This is a genomic window from Vibrio brasiliensis LMG 20546 (assembly GCF_000189255.1).
Lineage (GTDB): Bacteria > Pseudomonadota > Gammaproteobacteria > Enterobacterales > Vibrionaceae > Vibrio > Vibrio brasiliensis.
Map to the genome: position 1 here is coordinate 199260 of NZ_AEVS01000077.1, position 20771 is coordinate 220030.

Annotated in this window: 14 protein-coding genes and 1 pseudogene; 3 read left to right on the plus strand and 12 right to left on the minus strand. The window is 47.3% G+C overall.

Annotated elements, in window-relative coordinates; genetic code table 11:
- Positions 1-101: 101 nt before the first annotated feature.
- Positions 102-1946: an ABC transporter ATP-binding protein gene (locus tag RH46_RS15245; protein WP_006880403.1), complete on the minus strand. Its 1845-nt coding sequence runs from the start codon at positions 1944-1946 to the stop codon at positions 102-104.
- A 314-nt stretch (positions 1947-2260) separates the two neighbouring features.
- Between RH46_RS15245 and RH46_RS15250 the strand changes: the two genes are divergently transcribed.
- Positions 2261-3253: an arginine deiminase-related protein gene (locus tag RH46_RS15250; protein ID WP_006880404.1), complete on the plus strand. Its 993-nt coding sequence runs from the start codon at positions 2261-2263 to the stop codon at positions 3251-3253.
- 78 nt (positions 3254-3331) lie between these two features.
- On the opposite strand, the gene RH46_RS15255 is transcribed toward RH46_RS15250, so the two are convergent.
- Positions 3332-3997, minus strand: coding sequence for a Crp/Fnr family transcriptional regulator (locus RH46_RS15255; protein ID WP_006880405.1), 666 nt, complete (start codon positions 3995-3997; stop codon positions 3332-3334).
- Positions 3998-4210: 213 nt separating this feature from the next.
- On the opposite strand from RH46_RS15255, the gene add reads away from it, so the two are divergent.
- Complete coding sequence (add, locus tag RH46_RS15260) at positions 4211-5203, plus strand: adenosine deaminase (RefSeq protein WP_006880406.1); 993 nt, start codon at positions 4211-4213, stop codon at positions 5201-5203.
- Between the two features lie 70 nt (positions 5204-5273).
- Here the strand turns inward: add and RH46_RS15265 are convergent, their stop codons facing one another.
- The 8 genes and pseudogenes from RH46_RS15265 to RH46_RS15300 all read right to left on the minus strand — a co-directional run bounded on the left by RH46_RS15265 (position 5274) and on the right by RH46_RS15300 (position 17271).
- On the minus strand, positions 5274-7388 hold the full coding sequence (locus RH46_RS15265) for a TonB-dependent receptor (protein WP_006880407.1): 2115 nt from the start codon (positions 7386-7388) through the stop codon (positions 5274-5276).
- A 142-nt stretch (positions 7389-7530) separates the two neighbouring features.
- Positions 7531-8841, minus strand: a complete 1311-nt coding sequence (locus RH46_RS15270; RefSeq protein ID WP_006880408.1) for a lysine N(6)-hydroxylase/L-ornithine N(5)-oxygenase family protein — start codon at positions 8839-8841, stop codon at positions 7531-7533.
- A 64-nt stretch (positions 8842-8905) separates the two neighbouring features.
- Positions 8906-10669: an IucA/IucC family protein gene (locus RH46_RS15275; RefSeq protein ID WP_006880409.1), complete on the minus strand. Its 1764-nt coding sequence runs from the start codon at positions 10667-10669 to the stop codon at positions 8906-8908.
- On the minus strand, positions 10669-11586 hold the full coding sequence (locus RH46_RS15280) for a GNAT family N-acetyltransferase (RefSeq protein WP_006880410.1): 918 nt from the start codon (positions 11584-11586) through the stop codon (positions 10669-10671). The genes RH46_RS15275 and RH46_RS15280 overlap by 1 nt, the downstream gene beginning before the upstream one ends.
- The gene (locus RH46_RS15285; RefSeq protein ID WP_006880411.1) at positions 11579-13372 is read right to left on the minus strand and encodes an IucA/IucC family protein; all 1794 of its coding nucleotides are present in this window, start codon (positions 13370-13372) and stop codon (positions 11579-11581) included. The genes RH46_RS15280 and RH46_RS15285 overlap by 8 nt, the downstream gene beginning before the upstream one ends.
- Positions 13373-13590: 218 nt before the next feature.
- Positions 13591-15492: pseudogene (gene fhuB / locus RH46_RS15290) on the minus strand (Fe(3+)-hydroxamate ABC transporter permease FhuB); the annotation flags it as partial.
- 95 nt (positions 15493-15587) lie between these two features.
- Entirely contained in the window at positions 15588-16484 is an 897-nt protein-coding gene (locus tag RH46_RS15295) for an iron-siderophore ABC transporter substrate-binding protein (protein ID WP_006880413.1), read from the minus strand.
- 19 nt (positions 16485-16503) lie between these two features.
- The gene (locus RH46_RS15300; RefSeq protein WP_006880414.1) at positions 16504-17271 is read right to left on the minus strand and encodes an ABC transporter ATP-binding protein; all 768 of its coding nucleotides are present in this window, start codon (positions 17269-17271) and stop codon (positions 16504-16506) included.
- Positions 17272-17419: 148 nt separating this feature from the next.
- On the opposite strand from RH46_RS15300, the gene RH46_RS15305 reads away from it, so the two are divergent.
- Entirely contained in the window at positions 17420-18628 is a 1209-nt protein-coding gene (locus RH46_RS15305; protein WP_040895988.1) for an MFS transporter, read from the plus strand.
- On the opposite strand, the gene RH46_RS15310 is transcribed toward RH46_RS15305, so the two are convergent.
- Complete coding sequence (locus RH46_RS15310; RefSeq protein ID WP_006880416.1) at positions 18625-19350, minus strand: siderophore ferric iron reductase; 726 nt, start codon at positions 19348-19350, stop codon at positions 18625-18627. The genes RH46_RS15305 and RH46_RS15310 overlap by 4 nt on opposite strands.
- A gap of 139 nt (positions 19351-19489) precedes the next feature.
- A complete protein-coding gene (locus tag RH46_RS15315) occupies positions 19490-20410 on the minus strand; it encodes a polyprenyl-phosphate transporter (protein ID WP_006880417.1) in 921 nt (306 codons plus the stop codon).
- Positions 20411-20771: the final 361 nt, after the last annotated feature.

Sequence of the window (20771 nt, forward strand, 5' to 3'; positions counted from 1 at the left end):
CGACAAAGTGGCGACAACTGTCAGTTAACCTCGGTTTTTGTCGGTTATTGTCAGTGAATCGCCACTATTTAGTTAAGCTGGGTTGTAATAAAATCAACCAGTTACGCTACTTCGGTCTCTTCTGCGATAAATCCACCGGTCTGGTGAGCCCACAGTTGAGCGTAGATACCGCCGCTTTCGACCAGTTCCTGGTGGGTGCCTTGCTCGACAACTTCCCCTTTATCCAGAACGATTAAGCGGTCCATTGCCGCGATGGTTGATAAACGGTGGGCAATCGCGATAACGGTTTTGCCTTGCATCAACTCGTTTAAGCTTTCCTGAATCGCAGCTTCTACCTCAGAGTCGAGTGCTGAAGTAGCTTCATCAAGGATCAGCAGTGGCGCATCTTTAAGTAGCACGCGTGAGATAGCGATACGTTGACGCTGACCACCAGATAGCTTAACGCCGCGCTCACCGACCTGAGCATCGTAGCCAGTGTTTCCAAACGGGTCGCTTAGGGTTTCAATAAACTCATGAGCGTGTGCCTGTTTGGTGGCTTTTAACAGGTCCTCTTCAGTCGCATCAGGGTTACCATATAAGATGTTATCGCGAATCGAGCGGTGCAGCAGTGAAGTGTCTTGCGTCACCATACCGATTTTGCTGCGCAGTGAATCCTGAGTAACGTCTGAGATCACCTGACCATCAATCTTGATCTTACCGCTCTCAACATCATGGAAGCGTAGCAACAGGTTAACCAGTGTCGATTTACCTGCACCGGAGCGGCCAACCAGACCTACTTTTTCACCCGGTTTGATATTGAGGTTGAGGTTGCTGATCACCCCTTTCTCTTTATCACCATAATGGAAGCTAACGTCGTCGAACTCGATACCACCCTGGCTTACAGTCAGAGGCTTAGCGTCAGGCTTATCCTCAATATCGATAGGTTTTGCCATGGTTTTCATGCCATCAACAACGGTACCCATGTTTTCAAACAGAGCGCCGACTTCCCACATGATCCACATCGACATGCCGTTAATACGTAGTGCCAGAGCAATGGCAATCGCAATCGCGCCAATGCTGATTGAGTTGTCCATCCATAGGTAGATAGAGAGAGCACTGATGGCGAAAACTAAGATGTAGTTGGTCACTTCTACCGCGACATCAAAACCTGTTACCAAGCGCATCTGGCGATAAACGGTATCAAGGAAACCGTTCATGCCTTTCTCTGCGTACTCAGTTTCGCGTTTGCTGTGCGAGAACAGTTTTACCGTTGCAATATTGGTATAGCTATCAACAATACGTCCGGTCATCGTTGAACGGGCATCCGCTTGTTCTGTCGCAACCTTCTTTAGCTTAGGTACGAAATAGAGCTGAATACCGACATAACAGAACAGCCAGACAACCATAGGGATCATCAGGCGCCAATCTGCCTGAGCCAGCAGAACAACGATTGAAGTGAAGTAGACCGAGACATAGACAAATACGTCCATGGTTTTCATTACTGTTTCACGTACTGCTAGCGATGTTTGCATAACCTTGGTCGCTACACGGCCTGCAAAGTCGTCCTGATAGAAGTTGAGACTTTGCTTTAGCAGGTAACGGTGCGCCAGCCAACGAATCGACATTGGGTAGTTCCCCAATAGGGTCTGGTGGACAAGCAATGAATAACCGATAACCAGAATCGGCATGACAACCAGCAGAAGAGTTCCGTAGAAAATGAGGTCACTCTGGTTGTCTTGCCAAAAGGTTTCAGGATTACTGTTCGATAGCCAATCAACCAGATTACCCATAGCGCCGAACAGGGATACTTCGACAATCGCAACGATGGTCGCCATGATCGACATAATGATCAGTGGAACTTCGAATCCTCGGGTGTAGTGGCGACAAAAGGCAAAAATGCCCGTTGGCGGCTGATCAGGCTCCTGTTCGGGAAAAGGCTGGGTAAAGCCTTCGAATTTCTTAAACATATATATTTCCTAAACACGCAAATAAAACAGAAGAGATGCCGTAAGGCACAAGCGTTCGTCCATAAATAGGAAGGGCGCGGTTATGGTATACCCTTGGTCTATTAAATGTAACCAGTTTATTATTCTTTCTCTTGCATAATATCCATTGCGCTATGGATAAAATCTACTCAAGCCATAAGTCTTACTGTGATTTTAATGTATGGCAGTTAATATTACTGTTGAGCGGGCTAAATTGCAGGTCAATTCAGTAATCTTTCATTTAACAATATGTCTACAATTGGCGTAAGTGAGTGAGATTAATTGAGTTAGTCACAATGTTGAAACAGCAAACCCTACTAAAAAATAAACAATCTTCAGTACAGAACGCTAACTGTGTGGTAATGGTGCCACCAAAAGAATTTGCGTTTAATGCTGAAACGGCTCAAGACAATGAATTCCAACATCAAGTAACCGAATCTACTAGTCAGGTACGCGAAAAAGCGATGCAAGAGTTCAACACTATGGTTGATACTTTGCGTCAGGCTGGTGTTCAGGTTGTGGTATTTGATTATCCGCAGGGTAGTGTCGAAACCCCAGACGCGGTTTTCCCTAACAACTGGTTTAGCACTACGGCTGACGGTCAGCTATACACTTTCCCTATGGCGTGTAAAAACCGTCAGCAAGAAGTGAAGGCAGATGCTTTGGTTGAAGCGTTAGAGCTTGCCGGTCGTCCTGTTCTGGGCCAAGACAGTCTGACCTCTTACTTAGACGATGATGCTCACCTGGAAAGTACGGGTGTGATGGTTAAAGACCATGTTAACAAGACCGTTTATGCTGCGTTGTCTCAGCGCTGTGATCGCGAAGTCCTTGAAGATTACGCAGAGCGTATCGGTTATGACCGTGTTGTATCATTCCAGACAGCACTACCATCAGGTAAGCCGATTTATCACACCAATGTGATGATGGCGGTCGGTGAGAGCTTCTGTGTTATCTGTGACGAAGTAATCCCTGAGTTTGAGCGTCGCTTTGTGATAAAGTCACTGGCGAAAGATAAGCAGGTGATTTCAATCTCGCTAGAGCAGATGAATCAGTTCTGTGGCAACATCCTTCAGCTAGAAACAGTGAATGGCGAGAAAGTGATTGCTATGTCTCAGTCGGCGTTTGATGCTTTCTCTCCGGCGCAACGAGCTCAGCTATCGAGCCACGGTAAGCTGCTACCATTCAATGTTAAGACGATCGAAAACATTGGCGGTGGAAGTGTGCGTTGTATGCTTGGTGAAGTCTTCCTGCCGAGCCGCACCAACCAGTTACAACCAGCAACTGAATAACTCCGAACAAACTGAATCGACACCAAATTGGTGTCGATTTTTTGTTGGGGCGAATGTATCTGATCGCTGCGATAGTCTTTACTGGTAGTACTTTTCCAGATAGTCGCGCAGCGCATCAATATCAACTGGCACGATCCCGGTTTTGTCGGGTCCTTTTTTTACGAGCCCTTCTTTAATCAGCTCGTGAATGATGCGCGTATAGGCTCGCTCAGTACAACCGAAGCGTTGCGCTTCCTGATACATATAAGTATGGCTTGATGAGCGTGCATCACTGCTATGGCGACTGATCATATCCTTGATGATGTTGAACTTAAGCGGGTAGAGCGAACGCTCCATCGCGATATGCATGGTATTGAGATAGATGTTGGACATTCTATGTGTCATCCAGAAGGTCACGCATGCATCAGATATCAGCAGTTCGGCGAACTTATCTTTGGGGATGACGATCAGTTGAGCATCAGCGGTTGCTACTACACTAAAAGGGCTTGGCGCTTCGGAGAAGAATTCCATCTCACCAAAAAAGTTATCTTCAATGTAGTAGTCACCTAAGCTGAGGGTCTTGCCATTCTCTGCGGTGTGCAGGACAGAAAAGCGCGCCGCTTGTGACCAGTAAATCTCGTTCACTTCACTGTGCTGACGGATGATGCAGTCGCCTTTCTGAACTTGAATGGTTCGGTATTGTTCGCTTTTCACTAACTGACGAATTTTGTTCAATCCGTCACTTAAAATTTTGTTCTTATCCATAGTGAATTTTGTTTATTCAACAAAGTGTTGAATGATTTCGCCTCTGACCGGACAATTGTCGTGTTACTTATCTAAGATAATCATATAACATGATTTTTATTGTAATCAAAAACAAAGGATAAAGTGTGTGAGTCGCTATTATTGCTATAGTTGCAGTAGCGTATTGTTATCCCCACTTTATCGTATAAGCAGTGAAAGTTAGGACTGAACCAGATGAACTATTTTGATCTCCCGAAAATTGATCTCCATTGCCACCTAGATGGTAGCCTTCGCCCACAAACAGTAATTGATTTAGCTGCTGAGCAGAACATCGAGCTACCAAGCACAGATGCGGAAGTCATCAAAGAGATGATGGTTGCACCAGAAACTTGTCCAAACCTGCAAGAGTACCTTGACCGCTTTGCACTACCAATCAAAGTGATGCAAACCGCAGAAGGTATCGAGCGTATCTCATTTGAGCTATTTGAAGATGCTGCAAAAGAGAACGTTAAATATTTAGAAGTCCGTTTTGCGCCACACCTGCACATTCAACAAGGTCTTAGCCACGAGCAGATCATTGAAAGTGCTGTAAAAGGCATGAAACGCGCAGAAGCTCTATACGACATCAAGGGTAACTACATTCTGTCTGCGGTTAAGTTCCTGCCTTCAGATACCATTCCGCCAGTGCTGGACGCGGGTGAGAAGTTCCTTGGTAACGGCGTGGTGGCGTTTGATTTGGCTGGTAGTGAACTAGACAACTTCGCCCATGATTACGTGACTTACACTCAGTACGCACGCGATAAGGGCTACCGCATCACGATTCACGCAGGTGAACAGGGTTGTGGGCAGAACGTTTATGATGCTATTGAACTGCTTGGTGCAGAGCGTATCGGTCACGGTGTAGCTATCAAAGATCATGAACAAGCTTACCAGCGTGTTAAGCAAGACGTTGTTGGTCTTGAAGCTTGCCCAAGCAGCAATGTGCAGACTAAAGCGATTCCAGAGCTTAAACTGCACCCACTAAAAGAGTTCCATAAAGATGGTCTGCCAGTGACGATCAACACTGACAACCGTACTGTGTCTAATACCACAATGACTCAAGAAGTTGAGAAAGTAATGGAACTGTTTGATCTGACGGCTGAAGATTACGCGCAAATCTACCGTGCAAGTGTAGAGCAGTGTTTTGCCAGCGACGAAGTGAAACAGAAGCTGATGCAGTACATCTAATCTGTTGTCAGACTGATTGCAGATATAAAAAAACCGCCCACAAGTTGGGCGGTTTTTGGTTTTAAAGCGATTAGAACTTCACTTGGTAGTTCAGAGTGAAAGTACGGCCGCGACCTTTGTATTGGTATAGCGCATCGCTACCTGAGTACCAGTGTTGAGCACGCTGACTCCAGGTTGTGTAGTAATCTTCGTTTAGCAGGTTCTTAATACCAAAGCCCAGATTACCAACCGGAAGCTGGTAGTTACCTGTGAAATCAACGACTGTGAAGCCATCTAGCTCACGTTGATCAGCATCTTCGTAGTCAAACATAGTCAGGCTTTGTAGCTTCAGGCTGTAGTCATTGTCGTACCAGCCAACCCACGCACCTGCTTTAGAAGTGCTCGCTTCCATCGCTTTGTGATCTTCCCAGCCAGCGTCTGTTTCAGTTTCTGTCACAACATAGTGACCTAATAGACCAAGCTGTAGCATGTCTGTTGCCCAGTAGCTGATTTGAGCTTCCGCGCCGTAGACACGTTTTGGATCTGCAAGTCCTGAGATAGACAGGTCATCTGCGTACTGAACGGTTGCGCTTGAGTGCGAGTAGTAGATTGCAGATTGCAGTGAGAGATTATCTAAATCGTTACGGTAACCGATCTCGTAGCTGTCGGTTGTGATTCCATCTAGCTTAGAGGCTGCGACATCTTGAGTAGCGCTCTTACCGTAGTAGCGATATAGCTGAGGGATATCGAAACCTTGTGAGAAGTTAGCCCAAACCTGAGAAGTAGGGTTTATGTGATAGATAGTACCAATGTTAAACAAGCCTTCAGCGTAATCTGTCGAGCCACCAGGAATGAAGTCCGAACTAGACGTCGCTTGGAAGTCAGACACGTCTATGTCCATTTTCTGGTAGCGATAACCCGCCTGAAGTGACCAATCTTCCATGATGCGGTATTCCGCTTGAATGAAGCTGGCGATGGATTGAGTGTCGATCCCTGGGTAACGACCTTGCATTTCGCTGATGACGTGTACTAAACCGCCCGTAGCCTCGGTCGTAGCTTGATCGTAGATCGCTTTGTCGCTATCAAACTTATCGATGTAACCGTCGATACCGTAGGTCAGGTTCCAAGAACCCAATGATTTATTCAGTGCCACTTTCATTGCCAAAATATCAGTAGATTGGCGAGAGGAGTTAGTCGACAGAGTTGCCTTGCCATCAACTGTGTAAGGCATGAAGGTGTGATCTTCGGTACGGTAAGAGAGTTCGGCGATGAGCTGGTGGCTTAAGAAGTTGTTGTTGCTGTATGCCGCACTTAACATGACACGCTCGGTGCCTTGTTCGCGATCCGCTGAGTAGCCTTCTCTGACATCGACAAACTGGAAGTTACCGCTGCCATCTTTTTCAAAGTACAGGCCGTAAGGGGTGTCTTGTTGGCTATCGTAGTATTGCGCTAACAAGTTTAGCTGCTGGCCTTCAGCAATATTAATTTGTAGGTTACCTAGCAGGTCAATGGTTTCGTTAAACTGAGTCGAACCCTGAGTAATATCCGGAGTTACCATCTCACCATCGGAATCGAAAGAGCCTTGTGTTTTGGTGTAAGCGATTGATGCGCGTCCCTGAACTTTCTCGTTACCACCAGCGATTGACTGAGCCAGTTTGTAGTCAAAATCTTCACTTGATGAGAAGCCTGATGTCCCACCAACAAATGATTCAAATTCGACTTCTTCACCGGACGCTTTTTTAGTGATGATGTTGATAACACCACCCGCAGAACCAGCACCATAAATCGATGTTGCACCAGACAGTACTTCGATGCGATCGATGTTGAATGGGTCAATTGAGTCTAACTGACGGCTTAGTGAGCGAACTGATTGTAGCGAAACACCATCAATCATTACCATCAGGCTACGACCACGTAGGTTTTGGCCTGAGTGGGTACGGCCACCACTGCTTACATCCAGTGAAGGGATAGTCGCTGCCAGAATCTCATCAAGGCTTTTACCACCACGGTATTCTTGCTCGATAGTCTCTGAGTCAATGTACCAAACGGTGCCTGGAATATCGCTGATCGCTTTTGGCATGTGGCTTGAAACAACCACCATCTTCTCTTCATTGCTGTATTCTTCTGCGTGCGCGGGGAATACAGTGGTAGCAGCGACTGCTAATGCGATGGCGGATAGTGGAAAACTTCCTTTTTTAACGTTCATTTTCTTCTCTATGTTTATTGTTTATAGGCTCCACAAGAGTTGCTCCCTTGTGTGATGACCTTGGTTATTGCTTTGGTAATTAAGCCTTTGCCCCGGATGTTCTCCGAGACAAAGTGCTCAAACTGGTAATGAAAAAATTGGCTTAAATAGTGGTTTTTTCGCTGCTTGGCGTAGGGCTCAGCCAGTCGATCATTCCGCGGCCTGCATCGGTATCAAATAAGGTTTCACCGGCAAGACGGTTAATGATCTTGGCACTGCGCCACGCCATCAGGCTTAACTGCGGCTCCGCGATTCCATGACTGTGCATACCCGCATTGACCGCAAAGATCTTGTTAGTTTGCTGACCTTCCCACTTCAGTTCGAAGTCGGCATTCATCTGATAACGGTTGTGCTCATCCATATCTAACAGCGGCAGCAGATCGCGCAGACACGCTGGGTAAGGTGCTTCAAAACCGGTTGCCAGAATAACGATGTCAGCCTGATGAGTTTCGAGGTTTTGCCCCAGAGCATTGCTGGCGGTAAGCTTGAAGCCCTCAGAGTTCTGGCTCATGTGAGTCAGGGTGCGGTGAGGTAACAATTTGACCCACTTATCCTCTTTAAGAACATCAAAGCGGTGGTAGAGCTCCTGATAAATCGTCAGAAGGGCTTTTTGGGTAATACCGTCAGAGGTGAGCTTCTGGTTGGTGATTTCGGTGTTCTTTACCGTTGGAGACAGGTTAATAAACGCATCAACGTAATCAGGTGTGAAGAACTCGTTAGTAAATGAAGCTTCATCAAGCGGCTGATAATTAGAACGACGTGACAACCAATCGAGCGATTTCGGTTTACCCCATTTACTTTGCAGTGCATTGATAAAGATATCCGCGCCACTCTGACCGCCACCGATGATCATCACACGTTTGTTCGTGAAATCTCTGTCACGCAGACCGATTTCAGCGGCGTGGAAAACGCGTTCACCAATATGAGATTGAGCACATTCAGGGATGAACGGCACTTTACCGGTACCGATACACAAGTTGTCAGCCTGATAAACCCCTTGGTTTGTATGCAGGTTGAAGGTTTTACCTGTGTATTCGACCTGTTCTACGCGAGTAGAGAACTGAACATTGTCCATCTGATGCGCAGCCCACGCTAGATAGTCAGAGAATTCATGACGACTGATACACTGCAGTTCTGCCGACAGGAAGCGATAAAACTTCTTAGTTTTGACCAGATACGAGAGGAACGAATAACGATTCTCCGGGCTGATCGCCGTGACCAAGTCTTTGAGGAACATGGTCTGCATGTTGGTGTTATCCAACAGTAAGCCTGGATGCCATGCAAAGTGTTCTCTGCCCTCAAAAAAGCGTGACTTAATTTGTGGCTTTTCATTTAACAGCGCAGCGACGCTAAGGTTAAATGGGCCAGCACCAATACCAGCTAGATCGAGTTTGACGTTGTGAGTGTGTTCCATGAGCACAATCCTTTTCTTGGGTTATTTATGCGGCTTAACTTGCCGTTATTATTGTTTTGTTGCTTTAAGCTTGTTGTTCCGCTTGCAGTGCGGTCACTAGCGGGTTGTCGAGCATGTCATCCATATCGGGTAACATTCTCGATGCGCTGGCATCGGTACTGTGGCGGAATTTGGCTAAGTTAAGGCCTATGCGCAAAATGCGCGGTTTGAATAGATCGAATTTACTAAATCGGTGTTGATAGTCAGGCTGCTGCGCCATGTAGGCTTTGATTCGCTGACCCAACAGGGCGTAAAACTGCGACTCTGAGAAGCCGAGCTTAGCGACCAAAGGTGAAATAAAACGCAGCGTGGTAACGAAGTGTCCAGTTTGTAGATCGTGGATGATCAACTCTTCTTCGAGACGCACTGTTACCTCTTTTACGCTCGACTCAAGCGTAGCCTGCTCTGGGTAATCGCTATCAACCAGACGCATGTCGCCCTGAAAATCTTTAAGTAGAATGCGCTTTGGAAGGTCGTTTTCTAATACCAGAGTGACGTTCTGTCCGTGAGCAATCAGAGAGACACCGTATTTACACAACAGGTGGTAGTAAGGAATAACGACCGCATCGAACATCTTACTCAGCCACGTCTCAACAGAGACGCCTGAACGTTCAATGTATTCTGCGATAAGCGGATTGCCCTGATTGTCGCTTTCCATTAATGCCGCCATCAGAATTGCCTGCTCACCTTGCTTGAGCTTTGAAGCTGCAGATTCACGCCAGATAACGCCAAGCAGTTCGTGGTAGCGATAAGGTGCCTGTTCTAGTAACTGGTAATCGGCCTGAGCTGCAAAGGCAGCGGCGGGCTCCTGAAGAACTTCAGCTTGCTTTTCAACCAGCAGTGGATCTGAACTAAATACAGATTCTATCCAGTCAGATGCAGTAGGACCTGCAAGAATATAGCGGCCGGGAATGCCTCGGTAGCATGAGGTATTCATTATCGTTAGTGGCAGCTTAATGTCGTAGCTGTCTGGTCGAGTGATGTTACTTAACGTTCGTAGTGAGAGTTGTGGCAGGAACTGATCACCAAACTCGCCGAGGTAGATCAGTTTCTTCTCAGCCATTTCACGGATAAACAGTAGCGATAGCTTGTTGCTCCATTGCCACGGATGAACAGGAACATAGCTGTAGTCTGCAATATCAACCCCGTAGGAAGCGACAATGCTATCCAAGGTTTTACGCTCTGATTCATTCATTGACGCGTTAAGTAGCTCTTGCCAGCTGACGCTATCGTTAGTCGCGAGTTGCAGAATGGAGTGTTCCACTGCCACCCAACCAAGCTGGAAAGCGCGTTCTGATTCTGGTGCGTAGAGCTTTAAATCATCACTGCCCCAGCCGCGTCGACCTTTGTTAAAGGCAAATTTAGGGTGACCGTCGAAGTAGGTCTGCTGCTGCTCGCAAGGGAGCAGGGCTAAATCTCGAGCGGTCAGCGCCTCTTTTCGCTGCATCAACTTACAGTCGCTGAGCAGAGTCGCATTAAGATCCTCTAAGTGTTCGGCGAATGCGTCATCAGTCATGTTGAGCAGAGACTGCAAGTCACGCATTAACAGGGCTGCGGAAATGCTCTGTTGTGGCTGGCGGACAATTGAGCCAGGTTCAATCAAAACCTGACCCCAAATGTTTTCACTACCTTGGAATTGGTAGCTGACTTGATTGGCGAGCTTTAGCGTATAACCCTGAGCGTCCTGCTCGAAACGAAACGCCTGTTCATAGGCAAATTCGCTGATGATCTTAGCGACCATTCTCTGGTTAGCCAGCGGCCAGTATTTATGTAGCGCTATCTGTTCCATTACCACTGCTCCGAGAAGAAACGGTCACGTGTCATCATCAGCAAAGCTGAACGTTTGTGCGGGAAGTTAAACTCAAAACACTTTTCGTAACCGAAAGGCAGGATGCGATTAAACAGACGTTGATTGTCCGATCTCGGTTCGAGAACGATACGCTGAGTCCGCGCGTCATCAATGAACAGGTAATGGCTGATCCCTTTCATCCAGGCGTTAAAGAACTTAGGACCACGGAACTGTTGTTCACCGACAAGCAGGTGAATACCTCGATCAAAGTCCTGTACGTCGAAGTAAGGGCTGAGTCTGTCTTCTGCTACCCAGTAAGCTTCCACATAGCCAAAAGGTTGACCGTTAAACTCACCAATCAGTGGAATAATGTGAGGGTCTGCCATGCGTTGCTGAAGGAACTCTGCCAGCTTTTCCTCACTCCATGCCTGCTCCCAAAAATGGGCCACGCGCGGGTCGTTCATCCAGCGAGTAAACTGAGCCAGATCCTTGTCGATATCAACGGTACGGAAGCTTACTTCCAACTCAGCATCAACGTCATATCTCTGATAAACGCAACCTTCGGGCTTTGACGGCCTTAAAGGGTGATGTCGGTATTGGTCGTTCGACTGAACTAAACGCTTTGGGAAATGGGTTGAAGTTTTGTGGCGATGCCAAAACAGCGGTAATTGATAAAAACCGCTGCGATGAAGCTCACCGTTGATGACAGGAAACTCTTGAGTGAGTCGCTGCTCTACCTGTTGATCGTCGCTGGCGAGGGCGATGGACTCTAACTGCTTGTGCAGGCTAAACAGTTGGTCAAGTTCGTTAACCAATGTCTCGAATAAGGCCGAGTGATCAAGGTCACTGGCCTGAACGGTAACGCGTACATTGGGAGTGGGGTTATCCTGATAGATAAAAGTGGTGAAATCAGACATCTGCGGCTTCCTTGACGCGAGCGAGAGGGTTAGGCAGATCAAAGTAAATGACTGCCGGATCGGGAATAGAGTTCTCGTTAAAGTTCTGCAGGTAGCAGAAGAAGTTGCCCTTGCAACACAACGACTCACTGTTCAGTACATAGTTCAGACAGCGATCATCATTAACACCGCTTTGCAGCAGAGCAGCGAGCTTGTCGTGAAGAATTTCGATCAGCTGTGACTCTTGCACATCGAGGTTGGCACAGATTGCTGAGATAACGTTAAAGGTAGAGTTGATGATTAGGTAGTAAGCGAAGTAGCGCTCGACCTTCTCTTGGTTCCAGTAGTTTTCTAGCGTCTCTTTCTCATCGCCGAGCAGGCTGCCGAAGCGCTGCAGTGCAAGGTCTGTATATCCCGTTCCCTGACAATCTCGGTAGTACATACCGACAGGGAAACCTTGCTCAAGTTGCATCACAATGTTTTGCTGGTGGGCGAGGAAAACAATGCCGAAGTTAGCCTGTAAGTGGAAAAGCGAAACGACACTGTGGGTACAGTAAGCATCAAACCACTGCTTCGCTGCTTGCTGATGTGACAGATTGTCCTGTTGCGCGTAATGGCGAATTCGCTCGGCTACCAAGCTGGAACCACCATAAGGGTTTTGCTGGGTTAATGTCGCGAGAACTACCGCTTCCTGCTCGGGTTTATCTTCGAGAGGGTTGTCTCTGAATGCCACAAGACTCTCGTCAATGATATTTCCCTGACTATCTTTAAGACCGATATAAGCTGGCTCTTGCATCAGCTGGAAACCAAAGCCTTTACCAAGCTGCTGATCAAGAATTTCTTGCTGGAACAAGTCATTGAGACGTGTGCCGCGAATCACTTCTTTAAGCGACAGGTTACGAATTGAGTTGGTCAGCTTCACGCTTAGAGAGAACTTAAGCATATAAGGCAGTGAAGGCGCGTAGAGCGAACGGGTTGAAGAGGTTGGATACCAGTTGACACCAATTTGGCCAAGGTTGTTCAGTTGACCGTTCTTAAGGTATTCCTCTATCGATGGGTTACTTGCCATTACGCTCCATTGCCAAGGATGGACAGGCAGCAGGCTCTTGTCTTGTGCGATAGCTTCGGTTAACGCTTGTTGTAGTTTTGGTTCATGAGTGACCAGCTCTGACATACGTTGTTGGCATGGGATACCTGCAGAACTTCCCTGGGCAATAAGCTGGTTATCAACGCTTAGCCAGTAGAGCTGGAACTGACCGCCAAGTTCTGGTGAGTAAACTTTGGCATCCTCAAGACTAAACTGTTCACGACTTTTCGGTGCTGGGTGGAATGAATGACCTATTAATAAACCTTGTTCTGCGGTTTTGAAGTCCAGTTTGTCGGTAAAGAGTCGGGTTTGATAAGGAGAATGTTGGATGCCTTGACTGGTGTTGCGCTGACTTTCCAGCACGCGAGTCACGAAGATCTGTTTCTGTTCTTCACTGATGAATCCGACAATTGCAGGTTCGGACACCATCAATTCGATAAGCTGATTGTCGGATAATGTCGTTACCGAATCACCACTAAGTAACAGGGCAGGCAGTTGGTACTCGTGACTACCCAATTGCGAAAAGTAGCTAAGTGGTATGTGAATGGTTCGTCCACCTGATAGTGGCAATTGATAAGTGTAACCTTGCGGATGTGATTCGATTTGTACGGTATGACTTTCTCGGGCAAGAGAGTTGAGAAAACAAGCTAAGGCGGGGTCATTATTGCTGATCTGCTGGTTTGAGTTCTCTGGGTTGAGCCGATCGTTTTTACGATTCATTTTTCTTTCTCAAATTATTATTAATTAAACTGACAGCACGAATGCTAATTATTATCATTCGTATGATCAACTATTTTTTAATAATTTGTCGAAAATGGTAACAAGGGCTCTAAGTGTTTAATTTATCAATAAGCTTTATAGTATGGTTGCACAGCGGAGGACCATATCGAGACCTCCGCATATGCGCAACTTACTCGCTGTTTCGCGACCATTCGCTGCTATTTCCTCATTAAATAGAGGAAGTAACCCCCACCGATCAGCGAGGCTAATAGTCCAGCAGGGAATTGCCAAGGGAACCATAGAGTTCTGCCTATCCAGTCCGCCGTGACCATAATAATTGCACCTAGAAGTGCAGCAGTGATCATTTGCGGTATCGCGCGATATTGATGGAGTGAACGCGCCATATGTGGCGCTAGCAAGCCAATAAAGCTTAATGGACCAATGACTATGGTGCAGAGGGTTGTTAACGCAGCAACGATAAGCAGCAGCACTAATCTGACCATGGTCGCGTTGAGGCCGAGGCTAGTGGCAGTCACTTCACCGAGATTGACCAGAGTAACCCAGCGATGAAGCGAGAGAGCCAGAATTCCAACAAGGCAGACACCGCCAGCTAATAGCCACATGTCACCAAGGCTGACTAAATAGGTTGAGCCTGACAGCCAGGTAAGCAGGGCGGCGGCGTTGTCGTGGCCTGAGCTCATGGCAATTCTTAGCAGGGCGTCCAGTCCTGCGCTAAGGGCGATACCCGTCAATAAAGTTTGCGTTGGGGCGAAATTGTGTCGTCTGCCCATTAACCAGACTAAGCCTGTTACTGAAGCTGCCCCGAGGGTACCGAGTAGCATTTGCTGCTCCCGCTCAATCGCTACGCCAGTCAGAGTACCAAGAACCAGAGCCAATGCTGCGCCAGAGCTGATCCCCAGTACTTCAGGGCTAGCCATTGGGTTATTGGAAATACGCTGAATCACTGTGCCAGCAAAGGCCAGCCCAATCCCTGCCAATAGCGCGACCATGATTCGAGGTGCTCTCAGATCAAACAGAGACTGAGTGAGTGTTGTGCTCCAGCCTGACGGGGTTTTGCCTACCATTAAAGCGATGATGACAGCAGCTAACAGAACACAAATAAGCATGATGGTAATTCTGGTCGCGCCAATGGTTCTATACTGGCCAACCGAATCGGTGCGGGCTTTGAGGTCGGATTGTAGTTTGGTTCGTTGCAATAACCAGAGTAAAAATGGTGCGCCAATCAGGGCGGTCATTGCTCCTGTGGGTAGCAACTCTCCTCCGACACCTGAAAAAGGCTGAATCACAAGATCGACAATCAATAGCAGTAGACCGCCTACTAAGCCACTAACAACAATCTGTTTTGCAAGTGTTCGCGCGCCCAACATTCTCGCTATTGCCGGTGCAACAATACCGACAAAGCCGATCAGACCAACTTCACTGACCACGGCTGCGGTAATAAAAATAGCCAGCGACAGGCAAAGCAATTTAATCTGCTTGATGTTGACCCCTAAGGAAGTGGCAACATTGTCACCGAACTGAAGTACAGACAGAGGTCTCTGCAGTATCAACAGTAGGATAGTGGGTAGGGTAACAAGCGGTAAAAGTACCTGAGTGCTCGACCAATCATTCTGGTTGAGTACTCCGGCACCCCAGACAAAAACAGTCGTTAAACGTTGCTCATGCAATAGCAACAGCATGGTGTTAACCGAACCAAGGAAAAGGCTGACCACCAGACCGGCCAAAACCATATGTAATGGTGAAAACCCTCTGCTGGAACTAAGGAGAAAAACCAGTCCTGTAGCGAGGCAGCCACCAATAAAGGCCGGAACAAAATTAGGAATTAAACTGGTGGCAGGGAGCAGTAACAGACCGAGCACCATGCCGAACTCGGCTCCTGCTGCGACTCCAAGCGTCGTCGGAGAGGCGATTGGGTTGCGCAATACAAACTGCATCACGCAGCCAGCAACTGCGAGCGCGAAGCCGCAAATCAGCGCCACAGCTAGCCTTGGCAGGTAAGTGTAATGGGTAATGATATGTTGGTAGTTGGCCGAATCGAAGTGAAACAGCGACTGCCAAATTAAACCGATTCCCTGTGAATAGGGAGCGGTCACTTGCAGTAACCCACTAACCAGCGCCATGACAGCGATGGTTAGTAGAATAGGTTTGATATTGAAGTTTTGGCTACTGCGCTGCGCGATATTGCCTGCGTCCATTAAGGTTTAACTAACTGTTGAGTGATATGGTCACTGAAACGCTGTGCAGCAATAAGGCCGCCGAACGTCCAGATTGCAGGAAGTTCATAGACTGAATCAGTGCGGGTAAATTCCATTGCCTGCCAAAGTGGCGACTGGTTAAGCTGTTTACGCTCTTTCTCCTTAAGAGGGCCAAAAAGTATCACGCTGGCACCTTGGTGTTCGGCAAGTTTTTCAGTTCCGGTCGTGGTGAATCCCCACATGTTTGTGGTTTCGTTCCAGTCATTGCGCATGCCCATTGCGTCAATCGTGTCTTGAGCTAAAGAGCCTTTGCTATGGACACGGAGTGTCTTGTCGTTGATGAAACGAGCAAAAATAACCGGTTTTTGTGCAGAACCAGCGGCTTGGATTTTACGACCGTTTTCAGCCAGACGCTGGTGTGTCTGACTGATCACCAATTCTGCTTGCTGTTGCTTGTCGAATAGCTGACCTAAAGAGCGAGTAATGGACTCTGCTGATTTTAGCGGTTGTTTCTCTTCACTGTAGATAGTGAAGACAAGGACAGGAGCGATCTGGCTAAGCGGCTGGTAAGCTGCGGCCATATGGTTACTGATCAGTATTACGTCAGGCTTAAGTTCACTCAGCAGTTCAAGGTTGGGTTCTCTGCGCGAGCCTACATCAGTGACCTCTGGGCTTAGCTCTGGTTCTGCTACCCACTGCTGGTAGCCTTGAGGGTTGGCGACACCTTCCAGTTCAATACCTAAGCTAAGTACGGTTTCAGTAAGTGCCCAGTCTAACGCAACCACCTTTTTTGGTGACTGTTCAAAAGTGCTCACCCCCATTTCATGGGTAATCTCTATTGCGTAACTTTGAGCAGAGACTAAAGCTGCACACAACATCACGAATAACTTTTTCACAATGAATTCCTTTTTTGGGTTAAGGGATATAACTTATTGGCTGACCAGTCGTCGGGTGAGGGAACAGTGCCAGTTCCATACCGTAAATCTTTCTCAGCGTATCTGGTGTCATCAGCTCTTCTGGAGTGCCCGAAGCAATCACTTTGCCTGAGTGAAGGGCGATTAAGCGGTCACTGAATTTGGCGGCCATATTGACGTCATGCAATACCATAATCACGGTCAGACCCAATGACTGATTAAGTTCACGGATTAACGCGAGTAATTCATGCTGGTGGGCGACATCGAGCGCTGAAGTAGGCTCATCGAGTAAGATGCACTGGCTTTGCTGGGCAAGCAGCATTGCTACCCATGCGCGCTGTCTTTCACCACCGGATAAGGTCGCCACATATCGTTCGGCCAGATTACTCAGACCTACTTTTTCAATTGCTGACTCGACGATGGCGTAATCTTGTTGACTATAGCGTCCAAAAGCCCCTTTCCATGGATAACGACCGAAACAGACAAGTTCGCGCACTGTTACGCCATCTGTGACTGGTGGATGCTGTGGCAGGTAAGCAACTTGATGGGCAAATTCCAGATGACTGTAGGAAGAGACTTGCTCATTTTGGAACAATACCTTGCCATGACTTGGCGCGTTTTGCCTGCTTAAGAGTTTTATCAGGGTCGACTTACCACAACCGTTATGACCTAGCAGAGTGGTGATCTCTCCTTGGGCGAAAGTCAGGTTAGTAGGGGAAAGTATGGTCTTGTCGTCGATTTCAAACGACGCGTCGACAAGTTGGTACATGGCGAAATATCAAGTTGTGTTATTGATTACGAGTCGGTAATGTTAACATATCGAAATAGAAATGATAATTACTTTCATAATCACTTTGTGGTGTGAGTTTCTCTAGCCACACTGCACTTTCTCTTGCGCTTATAGTGTTTTCAATATGATGTCAGTTACACAAAATAAAACCGCCCAATTGGGTGTTGTTGGCCTTGCGGCCGCCTTAATGGGGATTGGGCAAAATGGCCTGCTGGTCTCTTTGCCTTTTCTGGTCGAGCAGTCCGCATTCAGTTTGTCGACCTGGTCAATTCTTATCGCAGTCGGGAGTTTACTGTTTCTTCCTTCGGCTCCTTATTGGGGCCGTTACAGCGACCGCCATGGACCAAAGATCGTCGTGGTGAGAGCTCTGGCAGGTATGGCGCTTAGCTTTTCGTTACTCAGCGTGTTTGCTTTTGTCAGCCACATTAATGAAGCACTGGTCAGTCTCTGTTTGGTGGGGCTACTGCTGGCGCGAGTGATTTATGGATGTACGGTTTCAGGTATGGTTCCAGCCAGTCAGCACTGGGCCATTCTGCTGTGTGGTGAAGAGAACCGGCTACAAGCCATCACTTCTGTCAGCATTGGTTTGAGTGCGGGTCGGTTGATTGGTCCACTGATCTCAATTCTGGTGTTAAAGCTGTCTCCCTATGCGCCGTTAATGGTGATGGTGGCGTTGCCCTGCGTGGCGCTGGTCGCTGCAATGATGCTTCCTTCGCCATCGGTAGAAGAGAAAACTCAAGCTAAGAAAGAGCCCTTGCCTTGGTTACCGCAAAGAAAACTACTGCCATATCTGTTCAGTGGACTGCTATTGTGCGCAGCGATTGCGTTGCTGCAATACAGCTTTTCTCCATTGATTGGCAGCGTGACACAATGGAGTACCGGGCAAATTAGTGATGCGATTGGAGTGCTTTTGACTATCAGTGCTGCCTGCACGTTTGTTACGCAAGTTCTGGTGATCAAAAAGAAAAAGCTCACGCCACTATCTATGTATCGAATTGGTTCTGTGTTGTTATTGGCCGGATTCGCCCTGTTTCTTACCGCTAACATCTGGGTGTTTGGCGTAGCGATGACGCTGGCTGCCAGTGGCGCAGCGTTACTTGTACCAGCCTATACCAGCTCGGCGACCGAACAGCAGCGCGACTATCCGGGCGCAGTGGCGGGTTACATCTCGATGTTCCAAACCATAGGTTACGGTGTGGCGTCATTAATGGCGGTGACTGCCACCATTTCCGCCAACTATCCAATATATCTGTGTATTACCTTTTCCGTGCTAATCGTGTTGATTGCTTATCTCGCGGTCAACCGACAACAGGAGAAGGAGATCAAGGCCGTTTAGCGTTTATTATCCGGATGCCTTGGGCAGTCACTGCATAACTCACGCCCATGGCATTTATAAACTAGGCAGCAACTGGTTCGAACCAGTTTCAGGCTGTTTGAATGAGGGCTATAGCTAAGAGTATTAAGCAGTTTCTCTGGTAACTGGCACGCCTGTAACCACAGTCGAGCCTGCTCCATCAGGTACTCTTCACCCAAATCAGGAGCGAACTGATGAAGTTTGACCATGCAGCCTAGCACACCATCGGCGAACAGATGACGCGTAAATCCGGGCCGGATGCGCGTCCACTGGCTCATCTCGTTTCGGAAGTACTCAAATAGTTCGATGAGTTGCTTACCTGCCAGCTCAATCAGTTCTGATTCTGTGCCTTGAGAAAAGTCTGAGGATTCAAATTGAAAACCGCTAATAAATCTTGGCTGAACCTTTTGCGCCATTGTGGTCAGGTCAGGTAAACCGCGACAGGCGTAAATGGAGATAAATGCGACATAAATCGGTTGCCAGCATAGTAGAGTCCAGGTGCGGGTTAACCAGTAAGGGGCGCCAGCTTCTGGGTGTTCTTTCTCGAGGCTTAAATAGAGCTCGCGAATAGATTGCGAGCTAGGATGGCCAAGATGAATTAACGACGGATCACTAGTTGCCAAAGGGGCTAACTGTCCATCTAGATATGGGGTGACCTGTTTGGAATGTTCAAACAGATGTTCAAAGAACGAATGATCACTCATTGGATAGTGCTTATCTGTGCTAACTAGGGAGCGCACAGGATAAGTAATTGTGCCATTTACTGCAATCGATTCTCATTACGATTTGTGTTGAAGGCAATAAAAAAGCGGCTCGATGACAAGCCGCTTAAGATTGGTTTGATTAAAGATCGCGATTTTGAGCGAATTTCTCCAGGCCTAGTACCAGACCGATAGCGCACAGCATCAGAACAATCGCAATACCAAGCTGAGCCGGTTGCGAGGTGAGTGCTTCAAAGTCAGATGGAGACAGGTTGTGTTGGATCAGAGGTACCTGCTCACCCTTCGAGTTAGTGCGCCAACTGATGGTCTCTTTCCATGGCCAGATTTTTGGTAGCGTTCCAAGCATCAGACCAGTCAAGAAAACCAATGTGAGATCTCGGAAGCGTTTCAATAACCAAGAAAGAACGTGAGAAAAGCTCAGTAGGCCAATCACGCAGCCAGCTAAGAACAGCAACAAAATCGAGAAATCAAATGACTTCACTGCGCCAAGAACCGGGGTGTACATACCAATCAGAAGCAGGATAAAGCTTCCAGAAATTCCCGGCAGAATCATGGCACAAATAGCAATACCGCCAGCTAATAATACGTTAATGCTCGTTGGCTCTAACTGAAGTGGGTTCAACACAGTAATGCTATAGGCGAACGCGACTCCAAGCAGGAGGAAGATCAGCCGACTCAAACTACGTTGCTCGATCTGTTTTAGCATGTGGAACACAGAAACCAGAATCAGGCCAAAGAAAAAAGACCACAATGGAATTGGATGAGTCACTAATAGCCAGGAAATTAATTTGGCTAAGGTCGCGATACTGGTTAGTACCCCGCCGAAAAGAGCAATAAGGAACAGACCGTTAATATGTTGAAAAGCGGCCTTAAAGCCGTCTTTTTTCCAAATGCCGATGACTGAAGGGTTAATACGTCGAATACTTTCAAGCAAGGTATCGTAGATACCAGTGATAAATGCGATCGTACCGCCAGAGACGCCGGGTACGACATCGGCAGCGCCCATCGCCATGCCTTTAAGAAAAGTCGTTAGGTAATTCATTATTGAAGGTTAACTAAAATAGGATGCGGGGATTATATCGGCTCTGAGGTGAAAAAAGTATGAAAAATGATAGATGAGCAACATGTTGATAGGAGTGTAGTTTAATATGCATTTGCGAATCGTTGCAAAATGCAATTTTCATTTTGCATTTTGAGATGGCTAATAGTGCAAAAAATGTGCTGAACAACAAAAAAAACCCTAACTTTTAAAGTTAGGCACGCTACATGCATTAATGAGATTGACCCTTCTTAAGCCGAGGGTCACCTAGCCAACTGACGTTGTTAGTGAATGAATTTTGTTCACACTATATATAAGCCAATCGCACCATTGCGGTTGGCTATTTTTTTGTCTGCTATGTCAG